This window comes from Candidatus Microbacterium phytovorans, assembly GCA_029202445.1.
GTDB classification, from domain to species: domain Bacteria; phylum Actinomycetota; class Actinomycetes; order Actinomycetales; family Microbacteriaceae; genus Microbacterium; species Microbacterium phytovorans.
In genome coordinates, this window is record CP119321.1 from 626,855 (window position 1) to 645,877 (window position 19,023).

Sequence of the window (19,023 nt, forward strand, 5' to 3'; positions counted from 1 at the left end):
CCGTAGCCATCCGTGCGCTCCAGGCTCGCCGGTTGTCCACAGGCGCGTCCGCCCGCGGCCGCCGCGCCTAGAGTCGTTGCGTGGCATCCGATCCGTTTTCCTCGACAGGTGCGGCGTTCGGGGCGCGGTCGCGGCGGGTGATCGCTCCGGGGGCTTCGTGTCCCTGCGGCGGCGGCGCGTACGAGGAGTGCTGCGGCCCCTACCTGGCCGGGGGAGCAGCGCCGACGGCGGTCGCCCTCATGCGCTCGCGATTCACGGCGTTCGCGGTGAACGACGCGGCATACCTCGAGGCGACCTGGCATCCTTCGACTCGCCCCGACCGTGTCGATCTCGACGCGTCGCTCCGGTGGAGGCGGCTCACGGTCGTGCGGGTCGAGGAGGGCCAACCGGGCGACCGCCGGGGCATCGTCGAATTCCGCGCGGGATGGACCGACGGGGGAGCGGACGGCATCCTCGAGGAGCGGAGTCGGTTCGTGTTCCAGCGCGACCGGTGGTGGTACGTGGACGGTGACGTCACCTGATCGGGGGCGGCTGTCCGTGGCGCCCGTGCTCTGATAACCTGGAGTGTCACACGCGTGGCGATATCGTCATGTCTGCGTGACACGCAATCCCATCCACATCGCTTCGGCTGAGGCATCCGCTCGTCCTCGAACGGATGCCGGGACCGCCCGGTCCTGGTGCGAAGCCCGACACCCAACCCAACAAGGACAACCCACTACATGACTACCGCAACGACCGCCCCGGCCACCAAGCAGGTCGCCATCAACGACATCGGATCTGCTGAAGACTTCCTGGCCGCGGTCGAGAAGACCCTCAAGTTCTTCAACGACGGAGACCTCATCGAAGGCACCGTCGTGAAGATCGACCGCGACGAGGTCCTCCTCGACGTCGGGTACAAGACCGAGGGTGTCATCCCCTCGCGCGAGCTCTCCATCAAGCACGACGTCGACCCGAACGAGGTCGTCAAGGTCGGCGACGAGGTCGAAGCCCTCGTTCTCCAGAAGGAGGACAAGGAAGGCCGCCTCATCCTCTCCAAGAAGCGTGCGCAGTACGAGCGCGCCTGGGGCGACGTCGAGAAGATCAAGGAGAACGACGGTGTGGTCACCGGCTCCGTGATCGAGGTCGTCAAGGGTGGTCTCATCGTCGACATCGGCCTCCGCGGCTTCCTGCCCGCGTCGCTCATCGAGCTGCGTCGCGTCCGCGACCTCACGCCGTACCTCGGCCAGGAGATCGAGGCGAAGATCCTCGAGCTCGACAAGAACCGCAACAACGTCGTGCTCTCGCGCCGCGCCCTGCTCGAGCAGACGCAGTCCGAGTCGCGCACCACGTTCCTCAACAACCTGCACAAGGGTCAGGTCCGCAAGGGTGTCGTGTCGTCGATCGTCAACTTCGGTGCGTTCGTCGACCTGGGCGGCGTGGACGGCCTCGTGCACGTCTCCGAGCTCTCGTGGAAGCACATCGAGCACGCGTCCGAGGTCGTCGAGGTCGGCCAGGAGGTCACCGTCGAGATCCTCGAGGTCGATCTCGACCGCGAGCGCGTCTCCCTGTCGCTGAAGGCGACGCAGGAAGACCCGTGGCAGGTGTTCGCACGCACGCACGCGATCGGTCAGGTCGCTCCGGGCAAGGTCACCAAGCTCGTTCCGTTCGGTGCGTTCGTCCGCGTCGCCGACGGCATCGAGGGCCTCGTGCACATCTCCGAGCTCTCGGGCAAGCACGTCGAGCTCGCCGAGCAGGTCGTGTCGGTCGGTGAAGAGGTCTTCGTCAAGATCATCGACATCGACCTCGAGCGTCGCCGCATCTCGCTGTCGCTCAAGCAGGCCAACGAGTCGGTCGACCCCAACGGCACCGAGTTCGACCCGGCGCTGTACGGCATGGCCACCGAGTACGACGAGAACGGCGAGTACAAGTACCCCGAGGGCTTCGACCCCGAGTCGGGTGCCTGGCTCGAGGGCTTCGACGCTCAGCGCGAGAAGTGGGAGCAGGAGTACGCTGCGGCCCAGGGTCGCTGGGAGGCTCACAAGGCCGCTGTCGCCAAGGCGCTCGAGGCCGAGGCAGCTGCCCCGGCCGAGGCCGGCGGATCGTCCTTCTCGTCCGACACGTCGAGCGTCGGCGGCACGCTGGCCGACGACGAGGCGCTCGCGGCGCTTCGCGAGAAGCTCTCCGGCCGCTGAGTCGAATCGCTCCGAAGGGGGTCGTGACCGTCAGGTCGCGGCCCCCTTCCGCGTCTGCGGGGTCTTCGGGCTGTAGCGTCTGTATGTGAGCTTCACCGGACCGGCGCCGACCCCCCGCACCATCGGGCGCGGTCGTGACCGGTCTCTGCTCCTGAATCAGGTGTTGCTCGGCGCTGTCGTGCTCCTGGCCTCGGTGCTCGTGGTCCTGTTCGACATGGTGGGAAGCGGTCCGCTCCTCATGTACGGAGTGACCATCGTGTTCCTCGCGACCGGCGCCGCGTTCATCCTGCCCTGGACGAGGTTCCCTTCCCTCGCGATCCTCATCCTCCCTCTCGTCGACATCGGCGCCATCATGTTGCTGCGCGCCGCAGCCCCCGAGGCGGCGCTCGGACTGCTCTGGGCGTTTCCCGCGATCTGGATCGCCTCAGCGTTCGGCGGGTGGGGCGCCTTCCTCGGTGTGTCCGTGATCTCGGCCGCGTACTGGTCGCTCATGGCATTGGAGCCGTCGCAGACGCTGAGCCCGTCGACGTTCCTCTTCCCGGTCATGATCGCGGGCCTGGCGACGGTGGCCGCGCTCGGGTCTCGTCGCGCCCTCGTACAGAGGGTGCTCCTGGACAAGCAGTCCCAGTACCTGCAGCGCTCCGTGGACCGGGCACGCAGCCAGGAGGATCTCGTGACGGAGGTACTGCAAGCCGTCGACTTCGGAGTCATCCGCCTCACGACCGACGGATCGCTCGTCGTCACGAACGAAGCACACGGGCGCCTGCAGCGGGCGAGTGCAGGCGCATCGCGCGCGTACGCGGCGGACGGCATCACGCCGATCGGCGATGACGACCTTCCGCTCGCGCGCGCCCGCCGCGGTGAGGAGTTCGAGAACGCCCTCGTCTGGCACGGTGACCCCGGTGAGGAGAAGCGGCGAGCGCTGCGGTCCACCGCCCGCCGACTCGTCGACAAAGACCTGACGGATGCCGGCATGATCATCGTCACGCTCGACGTCACGGCCGAAGAGCTCGCGCTGCGTGCAAGAGAAGACCTCGTGGCATCCGTTTCCCACGAGCTGCGCACCCCGCTGACGTCAATCATGGGATACGTCGAGCTCGCGCTGGACGACCCGAGCCTGTCGCCGGTGAGCAGGCGCAGCCTCGAGGTGGTGGAACGCAACTCCAGCCGGCTCCTCGATCTGGTGGCAGACCTGCTGACAGCGTCGGCGGCATCCCACCGCGGCGTGGAACTCACGCTTCGACCCGAACTCGTCGATCTCGCCAAGCTGGTCGACTCCGCTGTGGAGTCCGCCCTGCCGCGCGCGACGGAGCGCCGCATGACGATCGAGACCGACGCAGTCGAGGACGTCCGCACGGTCGCCGATCCGCTGCGGATGCGTCAGGTGATCGACAACCTGCTCTCCAACGCGATCAAGTACAGCCACCCCGGTGGAAGGGTCACGGTGGGTCTCACCAGCGACGAGGCGCACGTGTGGCTCGCGGTCAGCGACAACGGCCCCGGCATCCCGGAGAGTGAATTGCCCCGCCTGTTCGAGAGGTTCTTTCGTTCCGGGCTCGTGCGCAATTCGACGACGCACGGCAGCGGACTCGGTCTCGCGATCAGTCGGGAGATCGTGCGGGCTCACGCGGGGGAGATCACCGTCCGGACCGGACTCGATGAAGGCGCGACCTTCATCGTGCGACTGCCGCTCGCGCACCCGAAAGAGGCACCCGTCATAGGCGCGGAACCCGCTCATTCCCCCAACGCCGAGGAGGGCGCTCCGTGATCGACCTGTTCACCGTCAATCTGATCGTGGCGATCGTCACCCTCACGGCGGGCGTGCTGTATCTCGTGGAGACGCTCCTGCGTCGGGAGGTCGGTGCGGGCCGTGTGTGGGCGCTGGCCTTCCTCAGCGGCATGCTCACGGTGACCGCCTACCTCGTCTGGCAAGCGACCTCTGAGCCCTGGATCGCCATCGCGATCGGCAACTCCGCGCTCGTCGCCACGGGCGGCTTCTTCTGGCTCGGCGGTCGCAGTTTCAACGGTCGCAGCATCCGCATCCCGGGCGTCGTCGTGGCCGCCGCCGTCGTGGGTCAGCTCCTCGCGACACTGCTTCCCGGTCCGCAGGCGGGGGACTGGGCCGGCTCGGTGCAGATGTTCCTCGGCATCGCCACGTTCTCCCTGCTGGGTTCGATCGAGTCCCGCCGCGGCGCGATGGGGGCCGTGTTGAGCTCGCTCGGGTTCACCATCGTGCTGGCACTCGTCGCGATCTACTACTACGGACGCGCGTTCGTCCTCGCCACGCAGGGCCCGGAAAGCCCGATCTTCATGACCTGGTTCTCGTCGAGTATCACCGGTCTCGTGTCGATCGTCTTGACCATCGTCGCCCTCACGACGGCGACGATGCTCCGCAGCGGCCGAGTCACCGTGCGTCAGGACAGGGAGCACGCGATCCTCGAGGTGTCGCCGGACGGCACCCTGAGCCCGGCGTCCTTCCGGGCCGCTTTGCCGAGCGTGTTGACCCGCGCGCAGAACTCCGGCGAGCTGTTCGGTGTCGTCGCGCTGCGCATCGATGACCTCTCTCACATCGGGGTCGCCTTCGGCACGGGGGAGCAGGAGGCGATCGATGAGGGGTTCCGGCGAGGAGTGCGCCGGTATGCGCCGACGTTCTCCCTCGTGGGTGAGGCGGAGGATGCCATGCTGATCGCCTTCGAGCCGCCCACCGCCGCTGACGCCCGTCGCATCGCGAGCCGCGTGCAGCGTCGACTCCTGGATGACTTCGCCGCCCGGGGGAGTGCCGTCATCCCCGTGATCGGCATCGGCGTCGCCCTGAGCGACGAACTCGGACACGACGCCGGCGCGCTGGTGGATGCGGCCCAGCGTGCCGCGCGACGTTCCTCGACGAGCCCGGACGCCTCCGTGATCCTCGCGGAAGCGGAGTGACGACGCGGGCGGACGGAGCGCGATTCAGAGGGTGAGGCGGTAGCCGATTCCGCGGATCGTTTCGATCCAGCGGGGCTGTGCGGCCGATTCGCCGAGCTTGCGGCGCAGGTTCGCGACGTGGACTTCGATCGCGCGCGTGTCGTGTTCGCTGACGAACCCGATGCCCAGATGACTCTCACCACGGAGCATCAATGCGAGTTCGTTCTTGCCGACGACCCGCCGGCCCGCGCTCAAGAGGTTGTGAAGGATGTCGAACTCACTGCGCGTGAGATCGAGGGTTTCCTCGTCGGCCGACGCGATACGCATGTCAGGGTGCAGACGCAGTCCCTTGTGCTCGAGCCACCCGCCCTCATCGGGCGCGGGAGCGGGAATGCTCGGTACCGTCGACTCGACGCCGGCCGGCAGGTCGGGGAGCCCGAACGTGCGGGGGCGGCGGAGCATCGCCTCGATGCGGGCGCGCAGCTCGCGGGGGCGGAACGGCTTGGTGATGTAGTCGTCGGCGCCCGCCTGGAGCCCCTGGAGGGTGTCGATCTCGTCGGCGCGCGCCGTCAGCATGACGATGTACGTGCCGCTGACGGAGCGGATGCGTCGAGCGGTCTCGAAGCCGTCCATGCCGGGAAGGCTGACGTCGAGAGTCGTCACGATCGGCTGGTGCTCGGCGATGAGCGCGAGCCCTTCGACACCGGAGCCCGCGGGATACACGCGGAACCCGGCCTGATCCAGGACGTCCGTGATGAGTGCGCGGATGTCCGGATCGTCTTCGACGACGACGGCGACCTGTGAGTCCGGCAACGGGGTTCCCTCCGATTGCCGGTCGGAGATGGCGGTGAGGGGACCGGCATCCGAGATGATATCCCAGAAGACGGATCGGAACCGGACGGACGAAGGCTGTGTCGGCGCGCTCATCCGCAGGTCACCGTCGCGCTGGAGCGGTTCTCGGTGACCTGGAAGTAGATCTGGCTCGAGCTTCCCCATCCCCAGTTGGTGGGGGTCTTGCCCGTGAGAGTCGGGAGCTGCGCGCACGTCCAGCCGTTGTTCGGGGTGACCTGACCGTTGTCGAGGACGCCCGCGTTGCTCCAGGAGAAGTCCGAGGATACGCCCGAGACGACGAGGCTGATCGAGAACTGGACGTAGCCGTTGCCGGCGTTCGTGTTGAAGGTCACGGTGTAGCCGCGCTGGCGGTCGGGGGCAGTACCCCATTCGTTGGCCGTGACCGACGTGACGGTGCAACGGCCCCCGTTCTTCTCGGTGCCGTTGGCGTTCATCGCCGTGCATCCATAGGTCGTCGGGGCCACCCAGCTGCCGCCCGTGGCGACAGCAGACACATGCGTGCGGTCGGTCCATGCGGCCTGCGTGTCCTGCACGGCACCCGCGACACCGATGCCGCCGACAGCGAGCAGCACCGCCACGACGGCGGTCGCCCAGCGTGTGCGAGCGGCGCGGACGCGGGTCATGAGCGCGCCTCGGCGGGTACCTGACGCCGGCGGCGACCTCCACCGACGAGGAGGAGGAGCATCCCGCCTGCGGCGAGAGCGCCGCCGACCAGGCCGGCCGCGAGCGGAAGCGTGCCGCCCGTGGCGGGAAGAATCGCGTCCGCATCCACGCCGGCGTCGACGAGAGTCAACGATCCGGTGGCCGAGGTTCCCAGGACGCCCGTGGCGTCGACGGGCATGGCGAGGGTCACGACGAGACGATACTCTCCCGCAGCCAGGGCCGCATCGGTCAGGTCGCCCACCGCGGAGCAGTCATCTTCCTTGCAGAGCTGAGCGTCCCACCCGGTTCCCCCCGCACCGTCCGCGAACTGTGCGGAGACCACCGTGGCATCCCGAGGGATGTCGATGGTGCGTTCGATCGAGCGCGTCTGACCGGGCAGGACGACACCGAGGTCGTACGTCAGAGGCACCGTGCGAGCGCTGGCAGGCGACGCGCCGGCGATCCCCATCGCGGCGGTCGCGCCGACGACGGCGGCGAGCGCGACCAGACGCGCGCGGGCCGCGGTCACCGCAGCACCAGCTCAGCGTCGGCACGGTCGGTTTCGGTCGTGACCGTTGTGGCGTCCGGCACGGAAGGAGCCCCCGCGACCGCACCGGAACGCCGGCTCTTCGGAGCGGGCAGCAGCAGAGTTATCCCCAGCAGTGCTACGAGCCCGATCACCAGAGGCAGGGCGACAGCCGGTGTCGTGAGACGCTGCACAGCGGCCCCCCAGCCGCTGAACTGCAGCACCGGCTGCCACACCCGGTCACCCACGTTGTAATCGAGGGCGTCCGGAGCGGCATTGTTGTCGCCCTTCATCGAGATCCGAAAACGGCCGTCCCCCAGGTCGACGATCTTCTGGACTCGATGTGTCACCAGGTTGTGAGTGAGGTCCGAGGGCAAGCTCACGACGTCTCCCACGACGACGTCGGCGGTAGCCACCGGAACATCCACAACGAGGTCACCCGTCATGATCCCCGGCTCCATGGAGCCCGAGATCACGATGAGCGGCTTGATGAGGCCGAGGGCGGTCGCGCCCCAGACCAGGGCACACGCCAGACCCACCGCGGCGAGGATCCAGAGGGTGATGTCGGCGAGTCTGCGCAGAAGCTTCATCGTCGTTCCTCTCTTTCCTGTGTGAGCTGCGGTGGGTCTGTTGTCGTGTGCGGTGTCGCGATTACGGAGCGACGGCGGTGCCGGCGATCGTGACGATGATCGTGCCGGACTTGCCCTGGTTGCTCGAGGCCCAGGCGCTGTCGGTGGTGACCTTCAGCTGGAACTGGTCGGTCTCGGTCGCTCCGCCGGCCGGCGTCAGCGTGGCCGAGAGGCCCTCGACGGCGGTGGTCGGGTTGGTGGTGAAGGTGGAGGCCGGCGACGTGGCCCAGGCGACCGAGGAGGTCAGCGAGGCGGCGGCCGTGCCGAGGTTCTTCACGTAGAGGTTGATGGTGCGGGTGTCGCCCGGCAGCAGGTTCGCGAGGCTCGAGGCGGGGACGACCAGCTGGATCGAGCCGCTGTTGTCCGACTCCTGCCAGGTGGTGCCGTTGAGCGAACCCTGGAGGTTGAAGGTCGCCGCCTCGGCCTTGGCCGAGAAGAAGACGTTGTCGGTCCAGGCGGCGCTCGTGGCCGCGGCGCCGATGCCGCCGACGGCGAGGGCGGCGAGCGTGAAGGCCACGATCGCGCGGCGCTTGCTCTTGCGCTCCTCGGTCTGGACGGGAGCGGTGGTGATGTCGTTCGAGGTCATTTCGGGGGGCCTTTCAGGCGATGGTGTCGGTGTTCGAGCGCGCCGAACAGCGCCGCGCCACCGGAGGTTCGGGTCCTCCGGGGCGGGGCTGTGTCGGTCGTGTTCGGGCTGACCGGATTTATTCGATGTGACCGAGGCGGGTTCGGGTCCCGCTTCGGTGAGGCTTCGATTTCGGGTCTCTCTGCCTGCATCACTGACGTTAGAGGGGCAGTCTCAGGTTTCCCTCAAGACGCCCTCAAGCGTCGCTTGGGCTTGGGAGAGGAGATGATCAGCGAAAGGTCATGACATCCTCTAGCCATGCCTCTCATCGCTCTGACCGGAGGGATCGCCTCCGGGAAATCCACCATCGCGGCGCGGCTGAAGGCCCTCGGTGCCGTCATCGTCGACGCCGACGCGCTGGTCCGCGAGGTGCAACGCGCCGGCTCACCGGTGCTCGCTGCGATCGCCGCCGAGTTCGGCGACGACGTGCTGCGGCCTGACGGTGAGCTGGACCGGGCGGCGCTCGGAGCCCGCGTCTTCGGCGACCCGGCGGCTCTCGCCCGGCTGAACGGCATCGTCCATCCTGCGGTACGCGAGGAGTCGGCTCGCCGGTTCGCTGCGGCGTTCGCCGACGACCCCGGGGCGGTCGTCGTCTATGACGTCCCCTTGCTGGTGGAGGCGCGCGTCGACGACCCGTGGGATCTCGTGGTCGTCGCCCACGCTCCGGCGGACGTTCGTCGACGACGGCTCGTCGAGGTGCGGGGGATGACGGAGGAGGATGCCGCAGCACGCATCGGGGCGCAAGCCTCCGACGATCGTCGTCTCGCGATCGCGGATGTCGTGATCGACACGGGCGGGCAGCTCAGCGCGACGCAGGATCAGACGGACCGCCTGTGGGAGCGTCTGCGCGCTGCGTCGCCGCTCGGGCGTCAGTCGAACGAGGGCTGAGCGCCGGCGCGCAGAGTGCGCAGGCGTCGACGCCGGCGCAACAGCGCGATCGCGGCGACGAGCAGCGCGATCAGGAGGATGCCGGCGAGCACCGGAACGAAGATCGCGGCCGCGACGAGGGCGAATGCCGACACGTCCTCGATCGTGGACACGACGGGCGCCGCAACGCCCGCGGTCGCAAGGTTCGCGACCGGGCGCACCGAGGCTTTCACCGCGTGGACGGCGAGCGCGATCACGACGCCCACCACGATGGGGACCCACGCGTTGTCGACGAACAGGGATGCCGGGTCGGCCACTCGCGCTGTCTCGCTGGTCGCGCCGGCCCCGAAGACGATCCCACCCGATGCGGGTCGGACGACCGTCTGCAGGACGTCGTTGACCGAATCGACCGCGGGCACCTTGTCGGCGACGATCTCCACGACCAGCAGCACGCCGGTGATCCAGAGGGCCACGTCGCTGGACAGCCACGCCCAGGCGGCGGGAAGCTCGACGGCGGGGACGATTCGATCGGCGAGGCCGAGCAGGAAGAGCGGCATCCACGCGTTCAGGCCGGCGGCGGCCGCCAAGCCCGATCCGACCAGGAACTCGATCACGCCACCAGCGTACGCGGCGCCTCGGCATCCGACCCACGATGTCGGAGGTGCGGCCTACGCTGGAATGATGCAGCCCACGCGATCCGTCCGACCCTTCGAGGTCGTCAGCGAGTACGCCCCGAGCGGTGATCAGCCGCAGGCGATCGCCGATCTGGCCGCTCGCATCAACGCGGGGGAGACCGATGTGGTCCTCCTCGGCGCCACCGGTACGGGCAAGTCGGCGACCACTGCGTGGCTCATCGAACAGGTGCAGCGACCGACGCTCGTCCTTGCGCACAACAAGACCCTCGCCGCCCAGCTGGCCAACGAGTTCCGCGACCTCATGCCCCACAACGCGGTCGAGTACTTCGTCAGCTACTACGACTACTACCAGCCCGAAGCCTACGTTCCGCAGACCGATACCTTCATCGAGAAGGACTCCTCGGTCAACGCCGAGGTGGAGCGGCTGCGTCACTCGACGACGAACTCGCTGCTCAGCCGACGCGACGTCGTGGTCGTGTCGACGGTGTCCTGCATCTACGGCCTCGGCGCGCCCGAGGAGTACATGCGCGCGATGGTGGCATTGCAGGTGGGTGAGCGATACGACCGCGACGCTCTCATCCGCAAGTTCATCGCGATGCAGTACAACCGGAACGACGTCGACTTCTCGCGGGGCAACTTCCGGGTGCGGGGCGACACCATCGAGATCATCCCGGTGTACGAGGAGTACGCCGTCCGGATCGAGCTCTTCGGCGACGAGATCGAGGCGCTGTACATGCTGCACCCGCTCACGGGCGAGGTCGTGCAGAAGCTCGACAGCGTGCCGATCTTTCCGGCATCCCACTACGTCGCGGGGACCGACACCGTGCAGCGGGCCATCGGCACGATCGAGACCGAGCTGGCGGCCAGGCTCGCGGAGCTCGAAGGCCAGGGCAAGCTGCTCGAGGCCCAGCGTCTGCGCATGCGCACGACGTTCGACCTGGAGATGCTGCAGCAGCTGGGGTTCTGCTCCGGCATCGAGAACTACTCGCGTCACCTCGACGGGCGCAGTGCGGGGGAGCCCCCGCACACGCTGCTCGACTTCTTCCCCGACGATTTCCTCATGGTCATCGACGAGTCGCACGTCACCGTGCCGCAGATCGGAGCGATGTACGAGGGCGATGCGTCTCGCAAGCGCACGCTCGTCGACCACGGCTTCCGGCTTCCGAGCGCGCTCGACAATCGTCCGCTGCGCTTCGACGAGTTCAAGCAGCGCATCGGACAGACCGTCTACCTGTCGGCGACGCCCGGCCGCTACGAGATGGGGATCGCCGATGGAGTGGTCGAGCAGATCATCCGTCCGACCGGACTCGTCGATCCTCAGATCATCCTGAAGCCGTCCAAGGGGCAGATCGACGACCTGCTCGAAGAGATCCGCCTCCGCGTCGATCGCGACGAGCGCGTCCTGGTCACCACGCTCACGAAGAAGATGGCCGAAGAACTCACCGACTTCCTGGGTGAGCACGGTGTACGCGTGCGCTACCTGCACTCGGACGTCGACACGCTCCGCCGAGTGGAACTGCTCACCGAGCTTCGTTCGGGCGTCTATGACGTGCTGGTCGGCATCAACCTCCTCCGCGAGGGCCTCGATCTGCCAGAGGTGTCACTCGTTGCGATCCTCGACGCCGACAAGGAGGGCTTCCTCCGTTCCGGGACCTCGCTCATCCAGACCATCGGCCGCGCGGCGCGCAACGTGTCGGGCGAGGTGCACATGTACGCCGACAACATGACCGACTCCATGCGAGCGGCCATCGAAGAGACCGACCGTCGCCGCGAGAAGCAGGTCGCTTACAACACGGCACACGGCATCGATCCGCAGCCGCTCCGCAAGAAGATCGCCGATATCACCGATGTGCTTGCCCGCGAGGCGTCTGACACGAAGGCGATGCTGTCGAAGAAGACGAAGTCCGGCAAGGGGAAGAGTCCCACGCCCGGACTCCGGCGGGAGGGCATCGCCGCGGAGGGTGCGAACCAACTGGAGGCGACCATCGAAGATCTGTCGAACCAGATGCTCGCCGCTGCGGGGGAGCTGAAGTTCGAACTCGCCGCACGTCTTCGCGACGAGGTGCAGGACCTCAAGCGGGAACTCCGCGCCATGGAGCGTGCGGGGCACGCCTGAGCCGTCGCCCGGCCATTCGCCGGAGAAGGAACCCTCATGCAACAGCGCATCAGCCTCATCACCCTCGGAGTGGCGAGGTTGGAGCGCTCACGCTCGTTCTACGCGGCGCTCGGATGGGAGCCGCACGACGCGTCCGTCCCGGGTGAGGTCGCGTTCTATCAGATGGGCGGGATGGTCCTCGCCCTGTGGTCACGTGACTCGCTCGCGGCCGACTCGGGCGTCGATGACGCCGGTGGTTGGGGAGGGGTCACCCTCGCCTACAACGTGCAGACCCCCGAGGAGGTCGACGGCATCCTGCAGACGGCAAAGGATGCCGGAGCACGGCTCGCCCGGGAGGCGGCGCGGACGGAGTGGGGCGGATACTCCGGAGTGTTCATCGACCCCGACGGGCATCCATGGGAAGTCGCGGTCAATCCGGGATGGACGCTTGCCGCAGACGGGACGATCTCTCTCGACGGCGGGTGACCTGCGCCGCGTCCCGAATCTGCGCAGGTGATGCTCGCCGGTAGTGCCGTCGGAAGTGCTTATGGGCAGTGCTTATGGGCAGTGCTTACGGGCAGTGCATGAGCGGCTTGGGTCCGCTCCGATCGAAACTGTGCTGCGACATCGGCGCACCGCACAGGGGGCAGGCCCGCTCGGTGCGTACGGGCTCCGGATCCGTGTCGTAGGGGCCGACCGACGCGGGACCGGCAACGCGGATGAGCCGGCTGTTGAGGTACGCATACCAGCCGCCGGCCTCCCGCACGCGCTCTCGCAGCGGCGGGCGTGATTCGCTTCGCGTCATGATGATTAGTGTACTAAGTAATTGCTACACTCGGCGCATGGATGAGCGTGCGGACCTGCTGAAGCTCGACAATCAGCTCTGCTTCGCTGTCGTGACGGCGGCCCGCAACGTCGTCGCGCTCTATCGACCGGTCCTCGAACCGCTCGGTCTCACTCATCCGCAGTACCTCGTCATGCTCGCGCTCTGGGAGAGCGCACCGCGCTCGCTCGCCGGCCTCGCCGATGAACTGGCGATGGAGCCTGCCACCCTCTCGCCCCTCGTGAAGCGGCTCGAGGCGCAGGGGCGGGTCGTTCGCGCCCGCCGCGCCGACGACGAACGCGTGCTGGAGATCGGTCTGACCGCCGAGGGGCTGGCGCTGCGCGAGGAAGCGCTCGCTGTCCCCAAGCGCATCCTGGAGCTCACGGGAATGGATGCCACCGAGGTCGCCGCGTTACGCGACGCCCTCGTACGCTTTGCCGGCCCCCGGCGCTGACACCCGTCGGCGGGTGCGTCCGCGCACCTGCCGGAGCCGATGTCCGAGGCCCGACCTAGACTTGTCCGGTGCCCATTGTCCCCGTCGCCTCCCCGTCGAAACTCAGTGTCCGCGGTGCCCGCGTACACAACCTGAAAGACGTCGATCTCGACCTCCCGCGCGACGCGCTCGTGGTGTTCACGGGCCTGTCGGGGTCCGGAAAGTCGAGTCTCGCGTTCGACACGATCTTCGCCGAGGGTCAGCGTCGCTATGTCGAGTCGCTGAGCTCTTACGCGCGTCAGTTCCTGGGGCAGGTCGACCGCCCCGACGTCGACTTCATCGAGGGGCTGAGCCCAGCGGTGTCGATCGATCAGAAGTCGACCAACCGCAACCCGCGCTCGACGGTGGGCACGATCACCGAGATCCACGACTACATGCGCCTCCTCTGGGCGCGCATCGGGGTTCCGCATTGCCCCGAGTGCGGCGAGCGCATCCAGCGTCAGACAGTCCAGCAGATCGCCGATCAGCTGGCGGAACTGCCGGAGCGCACGCGCTATCAGATCGTCGCTCCCGTCGTCACCCAGAAGAAGGGCGAGTTCGTCGACCTCTTCAAGGAGCTGTCCGCGAAGGGCTACGCGCGCGCCGTCGTCGACGGTGAGCTCGTGCAGTTGGCCGAGCCGCCCACGCTGAAGAAGAGCTACAAGCACGACATCGCCGTCGTCGTCGACCGCCTCGTCGCCGCCCCGGATCTGCTCGGGCGGATCACCGATTCGGTCGAGACGGCGCTCGGGCTCGCGGGCGGGACCATGCAGGTCAACTTCGTCGACGAGCAGGGCGACGACGCGTGGCAGAACTACTCGGAGAAGCTGGCGTGTCCGAACGGGCACCCGCTGCAGCTCACCGAGATCGAGCCCCGCACCTTCTCCTTCAACGCGCCGTTCGGTGCCTGCCCGGCCTGTTCCGGGCTCGGCACCCGCATGTCCGTCGATGTCGACCTGCTCCTCGGCGACGAGGAACTGTCGATCAACGAGGGGGCGATCCTGCCGTGGACGACCCAGGGGAAGGGGCTCTTCCAGTACTACGAGCGCCTGCTCACAGGCCTCGCCGACGATCTCGACTTCTCCCTCGACACCCCGTGGCGCGACCTTCCCGATCGCGTGCAGGACGCCGTGCTGCGCGGCGAGAACTTCAAGGTCACCGTCCGCTGGAAGAACCGCTACGGCCGTGAGATGCGCTACACGTCCGGGTTCGAAGGCGTCATCCCGTACATCGAGCGGCAGTACACGCAGGCGGAGTCCGACACGCAGCGCCAGCGCTGGTCGGAGTATCTGCGCGAGGTGCCGTGCCCCGTGTGCAAGGGCGATCGGCTCAAGCCGGAAGTTCTCGCCGTCCAGGTGCATGGACACTCCATCGCGGATGCCTCTCGCATGAGTCTCGGCGAAGCGCAGACCTACTTCGCCGACCTCGAGCTCACCGATCGCGAGGCGCAGATCGCCGCGGCGGTGCTGCGGGAGATCCGCGCACGCCTCGACTTCCTCATCCAGGTGGGACTGAACTACCTCAGCCTGAGCCGGTCGGCCGGCTCTCTCTCGGGCGGCGAAGCCCAGCGCATCCGTCTCGCGACCCAGATCGGTTCCGGCCTGACCGGAGTCCTCTACGTGCTCGACGAACCGTCGATCGGGCTCCATCAGCGCGACAACCGTCGCCTCATCGAGACGCTGGTGCGGCTGAAAGACCTCGGCAACACGCTCATCGTGGTCGAGCACGACGAGGAGACCATCGACGCCGCCGACTGGGTGGTCGACATCGGACCGCGCGCGGGTGTGCACGGGGGAGAGGTCGTGCACTCCGGGCCGCTGTCCTCGCTCCTCGACGACGAGCGTTCGATCACCGGCGCCTACCTCAGCGGACGCCGCGCGATCGAGACGCCCACGCGCCGTCGCAAGATCGACAAGAAGCGCGTCGTCACCGTCGTGGGGGCACGGGAGAACAACCTCAAGAACGTGACGGTCGACTTCCCGCTCGGCGTGCTGACAGCCGTGACGGGGGTGAGCGGATCGGGCAAGTCGACGCTGGTCAACGGCATCCTGTACGAAGTGCTGGCGACGAAGCTGAACGGTGCTCGACGCGTGGCGGGCAAGCACACCCGGGTGACGGGGCTGGACAACCTCGACAAGGTGGTCCACGTCGATCAGGCTCCCATCGGCCGCACGCCGCGCTCGAACCCGGCGACGTACACGGGCGTCTTCGACCGGGTGCGCACGCTGTTCAGCGAAACCCCCGAGGCGAAGGTCCGCGGATATCAGCCGGGGCGGTTCAGCTTCAACGTCAAGGGCGGTCGGTGCGAGGCGTGCTCGGGTGACGGCACGATCAAGATCGAGATGAACTTCCTCCCCGACGTGTACGTCGACTGCGAGGTCTGCCACGGCAAGCGGTACAACCGTGACACCCTGGCGGTGCACTACAAAGGCAAGAACATCGCCGAGGTGCTCGACATGCCGATCGCCGAGGCTGCGGAGTTCTTCGAACCCATCCAGGCCATTCACCGCTACCTGAAGACGCTGGTCGACGTGGGCCTCGGTTACGTGCGGCTGGGGCAATCGGCCACGACCCTCTCCGGCGGTGAAGCACAGCGGGTCAAGCTCGCCACCGAACTGCAGCGGCGATCCAACGGGCGCAGCATCTACGTGCTCGACGAGCCGACGACAGGTCTCCACTTCGAGGACGTCAGTCGCCTGCTCGAAGTGCTCGGCGGACTCGTCGACAAGGGGAACACGGTCATCGTGATCGAGCACAACCTCGATGTCATCAAGTCGAGCGACTGGGTGATCGATCTGGGGCCCGAGGGCGGCGCCGGCGGCGGCCAGATCGTCGCGACGGGCACCCCCGAGCAGGTGGCGGCGGTCAGCGAGAGCCACACCGGCGCATTCCTGGCCGAGATTCTCCCGGCGACGAGAGCGGCCACTGCGCGCAAGGCAGGTTGAAGTGGCGTCCGCGCTCCCGTACAAGCCGAAGCCGGGCGAGATCCCCACCAACCCCGGCGTTTACCGCTTCCGCGACGCCGACGGTCGTGTGCTCTACGTCGGCAAGGCGAAGAACCTGCGCGCCCGCCTGTCGAACTACTTCGCACCCCTGCATACGCTCCACGAACGCACGCGGCGCATGGTCACGACGGCGGCGTCGGTCGAATGGACCGTCGTCGCGACCGACGTCGACTCTCTGCAGCTCGAGTACATGTGGATCCAGGAGTTCTCGCCGCCGTTCAACGTGCGATACAAAGACGACAAGTCGTACCCGTATCTCGCCGTCACACTAGCTGACGAGGCTCCGCGCGTGATCGTCACACGAAATCGTCGGATTCCGGGAGCGAAGTACTTCGGCCCGTACCCGAAGGTCTGGGCCGTTCACGACACGATCGATCTCATGATCAAGGTGTTCCCGATTCGCACGTGCAGCGACGCCTCGTACAAGAAGGCGATGACCACGGGACGCCCCTGTTTCCCCGGGCAGATCGGCCGCTGCGGGGGCCCGTGCTCCATGACGGTCACCGTGGCGGAGCACCGCGCCATCGTCGACGACTTCGTCGCCTTCATGTCCGGCGGCGACCAGCGCTTCACTCGCACCCTCACCGCGCGGATGAAAGAAGCCGCGGCGGCGATGGACTACGAGTCCGCCGCCGTCTACCGTGACAAGCTGCAGGCGATCGACGCGGTGCTCAACCGGAGCGCGCTCGTCTTGGCGGAGGACACGGATGCCGACCTGTTCGGCATCGACGAAGACGAGCTCTCCGCTGCGGTGCAGCACTTCGTCATCCGCGGTGGTCGTGTCCGCGGTGTCCGCGCGACGACGATCGACAAAGAGCTCGACATCTCGGGAGCTGAGCTCGTCGACCAGGTTCTCCAGCGCACCTACGGCGACGCGAGTCCGGCGGACATTCCCCGGCAGGTGCTCGTGCCCACGCTTCCCGACGACGCGAACGAACTGGAGGCATGGCTGCAGTCGCGCCGGGGCAAGCGGGTCACCGTGCAAGTGGCGCAGCGCGGGCGCAAGGCCGAGCTGATGAAGACGGCCACCCTCAATGCCCGACAGGCGTTGATGCTGCACAAGACCCGCCGGACGAGCGACTACACGGCTCGGACGCGCGCACTCACCGACTTGCAGGAAGCACTGGGGATGTCGGAAGCGCCCCTGCGCATCGAGTGCTTCGATGTGTCGCACCTCGGCGGCACGAACGTCGTGGCATCCATGGTCGTCTTCGAAGACGGACTCCCGCGCAAGGACCAGTACCGTTCGTTCGGTGTCCCCGAGACCACCGACGACACGGATTCGCTCTACCAGGTCCTTCGTCGCCGACTCGCGCACATCGACGCGGACGAGCGCGAAGACCTGCCCGACCCGACGGCGGACGGCGACGACGAACCCGTGGTGACCGCCCGCAAGAGGCCGCGGTTCGCGTATCGGCCGCAGCTGCTCGTCGTCGACGGCGGACAACCGCAGGTCGAAGCCGCCGCACGAGCGCTCCGCGACGCGGGACACGAGGACATCGCGCTCTGCGGCATTGCGAAGCGGCTGGAAGAGGTGTGGCTCCCCGGTGACGACTTCCCCGTCATCCTGCCGCGCACCTCGGAAGCGCTGTACCTTCTGCAGCGCCTGCGCGACGAGGCGCACCGTTTCGCGATCACCCACCAGCGCAAGCGGCGCAAGCGTGACATCAGTTCGGTGCTCAGCGAAGTTCCGGGTCTCGGCGACGCGAGGATCAAAGCTCTCCTGCGTCACTTCGGCTCCGTGGCCGCGCTGCGCAATGCGAGCCCCGAGGAGATCGCAGAGCTCCCGGGCATCGGCCCCACACTCGCGGCGGCCATCCACGGTCACCTCTCCGCGGGGTGAGGAGCAGCCACGGGCCGGCGGCCAATCGCTAGGCTGGGACTCACGAGAGAAGGGGCGCACGTGGCGGACGTGGCAGGCGAGGTCCTGATCGTCACCGGGATGTCCGGGGCGGGCCGCACGACAGCGGCCAATGCGCTCGAAGACATCGGCTGGTACGTCGTCGACAATCTCCCGCCGCTCATGCTGCGACCCCTCCTCGAGATGTCCGAGGCCGCGGCCGGAGCGCTGCCGAAGGTGGCGGCGGTCGTCGACGTCCGCGGGCGCGATCTGTTCTCCGCGCTGCCCGCGGTCACCCAGGCGCTGCGTGGAGGGCGTTCGCTACGCGTACTGTTCCTCGACGCGTCCGACGACGTCTTGGTGCGGCGGTTCGAGTCCGTGCGCCGTCCTCACCCGCTGCAGGGCGACGGAACGATCCTCGATGGAATCCGTCGTGAGCGAGAGCGGCTCGCCGTCGTCCGCGAGGGAGCCGATCTGATCGTCGACACGAGCGACCTCAACATCCACCAGCTCGCCACCCGCATCCTCGACATCTTCCGCGCCGAGGATCAGGCGCGTCACACCGTGACCGTGATGAGCTTCGGATTCAAGTACGGACTTCCCACCGACGTGGACCTCGTCGCCGACATGCGGTTCCTGCCCAATCCGTTCTGGGTTCCCGAGCTCAAGGCCCTGACGGGGGAGGACCCGGAAGTGCGTGACTACGTGCTCGCCCAGGAGGGCGCTGTGACGTTCATCGACGCGTACGCCCTCGCGCTCCGCCCGGTGCTGGAGGGGTACCAACGGGAGAACAAGCAGCATTCGGTCGTCGCCGTCGGCTGCACGGGAGGCAAGCACCGGTCGGTCGTCACGGTGAAGGAGCTCGCCGCGCGTCTCGCCGACGTCCCCGGGGTGGCCGTCCGCGTGAAACATCGCGACCTGGGCCGCGAGTAGGCTG

At 67.7% G+C, this 19,023-nt stretch carries 18 protein-coding genes; 11 read left to right on the forward strand and 7 right to left on the reverse strand.

From position 1 onward, the window contains the following. Nucleotides 1–80 precede the first annotated feature (80 nt). From P0Y48_02965 to P0Y48_02980, 4 genes are all read left to right on the forward strand, one after another. Nucleotides 81–521: a YchJ family metal-binding protein gene (locus tag P0Y48_02965; GenBank protein WEK14188.1), complete on the forward strand. Its 441-nt coding sequence runs from the start codon at nt 81–83 to the stop codon at nt 519–521. A 198-nt stretch (nt 522–719) separates the two neighbouring features. After that, complete coding sequence (gene rpsA / locus P0Y48_02970; GenBank protein WEK14189.1) at nt 720–2,171, forward strand: 30S ribosomal protein S1; 1,452 nt, start codon at nt 720–722, stop codon at nt 2,169–2,171. Nucleotides 2,172–2,256: 85 nt separating this feature from the next. Next, complete coding sequence (locus P0Y48_02975; protein WEK14190.1) at nt 2,257–3,939, forward strand: HAMP domain-containing sensor histidine kinase; 1,683 nt, start codon at nt 2,257–2,259, stop codon at nt 3,937–3,939. Further along, complete coding sequence (locus P0Y48_02980) at nt 3,936–5,096, forward strand: hypothetical protein (GenBank protein WEK14191.1); 1,161 nt, start codon at nt 3,936–3,938, stop codon at nt 5,094–5,096. The genes P0Y48_02975 and P0Y48_02980 overlap by 4 nt, the downstream gene beginning before the upstream one ends. A 24-nt stretch (nt 5,097–5,120) precedes the next feature. Here the strand turns inward: P0Y48_02980 and P0Y48_02985 are convergent, their stop codons facing one another. From P0Y48_02985 to P0Y48_03005, 5 genes are all read right to left on the reverse strand, one after another. Then, nucleotides 5,121–6,002 (reverse strand): response regulator transcription factor, encoded by an 882-nt coding sequence (locus tag P0Y48_02985; protein ID WEK14192.1) that lies wholly within the window; start codon nt 6,000–6,002, stop codon nt 5,121–5,123. Further along, on the reverse strand, nt 5,999–6,550 hold the full coding sequence (locus P0Y48_02990; GenBank protein ID WEK14193.1) for a hypothetical protein: 552 nt from the start codon (nt 6,548–6,550) through the stop codon (nt 5,999–6,001). Before P0Y48_02990 ends, P0Y48_02985 begins: the two co-directional genes overlap by 4 nt. Continuing rightward, nucleotides 6,547–7,098 carry a hypothetical protein gene (locus P0Y48_02995; protein ID WEK14194.1) on the reverse strand — a complete coding sequence of 184 codons (552 nt, stop codon included), beginning with the start codon at nt 7,096–7,098 and terminating at the stop codon, nt 6,547–6,549. The genes P0Y48_02990 and P0Y48_02995 overlap by 4 nt, the downstream gene beginning before the upstream one ends. Next, on the reverse strand, nt 7,095–7,685 hold the full coding sequence (locus tag P0Y48_03000) for a signal peptidase I (protein WEK14195.1): 591 nt from the start codon (nt 7,683–7,685) through the stop codon (nt 7,095–7,097). The genes P0Y48_02995 and P0Y48_03000 overlap by 4 nt, the downstream gene beginning before the upstream one ends. A gap of 61 nt (nt 7,686–7,746) precedes the next feature. Continuing rightward, nucleotides 7,747–8,310: a hypothetical protein gene (locus tag P0Y48_03005; protein WEK14196.1), complete on the reverse strand. Its 564-nt coding sequence runs from the start codon at nt 8,308–8,310 to the stop codon at nt 7,747–7,749. A 297-nt stretch (nt 8,311–8,607) separates the two neighbouring features. Here P0Y48_03005 and coaE point away from each other — a divergent pair, with 297 nt between their 5' ends. Beyond that, nucleotides 8,608–9,237, forward strand: a complete 630-nt coding sequence (gene coaE, locus P0Y48_03010) for a dephospho-CoA kinase (GenBank protein ID WEK14197.1) — start codon at nt 8,608–8,610, stop codon at nt 9,235–9,237. Here coaE and P0Y48_03015 read toward each other — a convergent pair. Beyond that, entirely contained in the window at nt 9,219–9,830 is a 612-nt protein-coding gene (locus tag P0Y48_03015) for a DUF4126 domain-containing protein (GenBank protein ID WEK14198.1), read from the reverse strand. The genes coaE and P0Y48_03015 overlap by 19 nt on opposite strands. Before the next feature lie 67 nt (nt 9,831–9,897). Here P0Y48_03015 and uvrB point away from each other — a divergent pair, with 67 nt between their 5' ends. Next, nucleotides 9,898–11,967 carry an excinuclease ABC subunit UvrB gene (uvrB, locus tag P0Y48_03020; protein WEK14199.1) on the forward strand — a complete coding sequence of 690 codons (2,070 nt, stop codon included), beginning with the start codon at nt 9,898–9,900 and terminating at the stop codon, nt 11,965–11,967. A 36-nt stretch (nt 11,968–12,003) separates the two neighbouring features. Continuing rightward, entirely contained in the window at nt 12,004–12,432 is a 429-nt protein-coding gene (locus P0Y48_03025) for a VOC family protein (protein ID WEK14200.1), read from the forward strand. 85 nt (nt 12,433–12,517) lie between these two features. Here the strand turns inward: P0Y48_03025 and P0Y48_03030 are convergent, their stop codons facing one another. Further along, nucleotides 12,518–12,751, reverse strand: a complete 234-nt coding sequence (locus P0Y48_03030; GenBank protein ID WEK14201.1) for a hypothetical protein — start codon at nt 12,749–12,751, stop codon at nt 12,518–12,520. Nucleotides 12,752–12,788: 37 nt separating this feature from the next. Here P0Y48_03030 and P0Y48_03035 point away from each other — a divergent pair, with 37 nt between their 5' ends. The 4 genes from P0Y48_03035 (at nt 12,789) to rapZ (ending at nt 19,019) form a co-directional block, all read left to right on the forward strand. After that, a complete protein-coding gene (locus P0Y48_03035; protein WEK14202.1) occupies nt 12,789–13,223 on the forward strand; it encodes a MarR family transcriptional regulator in 435 nt (144 codons plus the stop codon). Nucleotides 13,224–13,291: 68 nt separating this feature from the next. Then, the gene (gene uvrA / locus P0Y48_03040; protein WEK14203.1) at nt 13,292–16,186 is read left to right on the forward strand and encodes an excinuclease ABC subunit UvrA; all 2,895 of its coding nucleotides are present in this window, start codon (nt 13,292–13,294) and stop codon (nt 16,184–16,186) included. A gap of 1 nt (nt 16,187) precedes the next feature. Continuing rightward, entirely contained in the window at nt 16,188–18,089 is a 1,902-nt protein-coding gene (gene uvrC, locus P0Y48_03045) for an excinuclease ABC subunit UvrC (GenBank protein WEK14204.1), read from the forward strand. A 99-nt stretch (nt 18,090–18,188) separates the two neighbouring features. Beyond that, complete coding sequence (gene rapZ, locus P0Y48_03050) at nt 18,189–19,019, forward strand: RNase adapter RapZ (GenBank protein WEK14994.1); 831 nt, start codon at nt 18,189–18,191, stop codon at nt 19,017–19,019. Nucleotides 19,020–19,023: the final 4 nt, after the last annotated feature.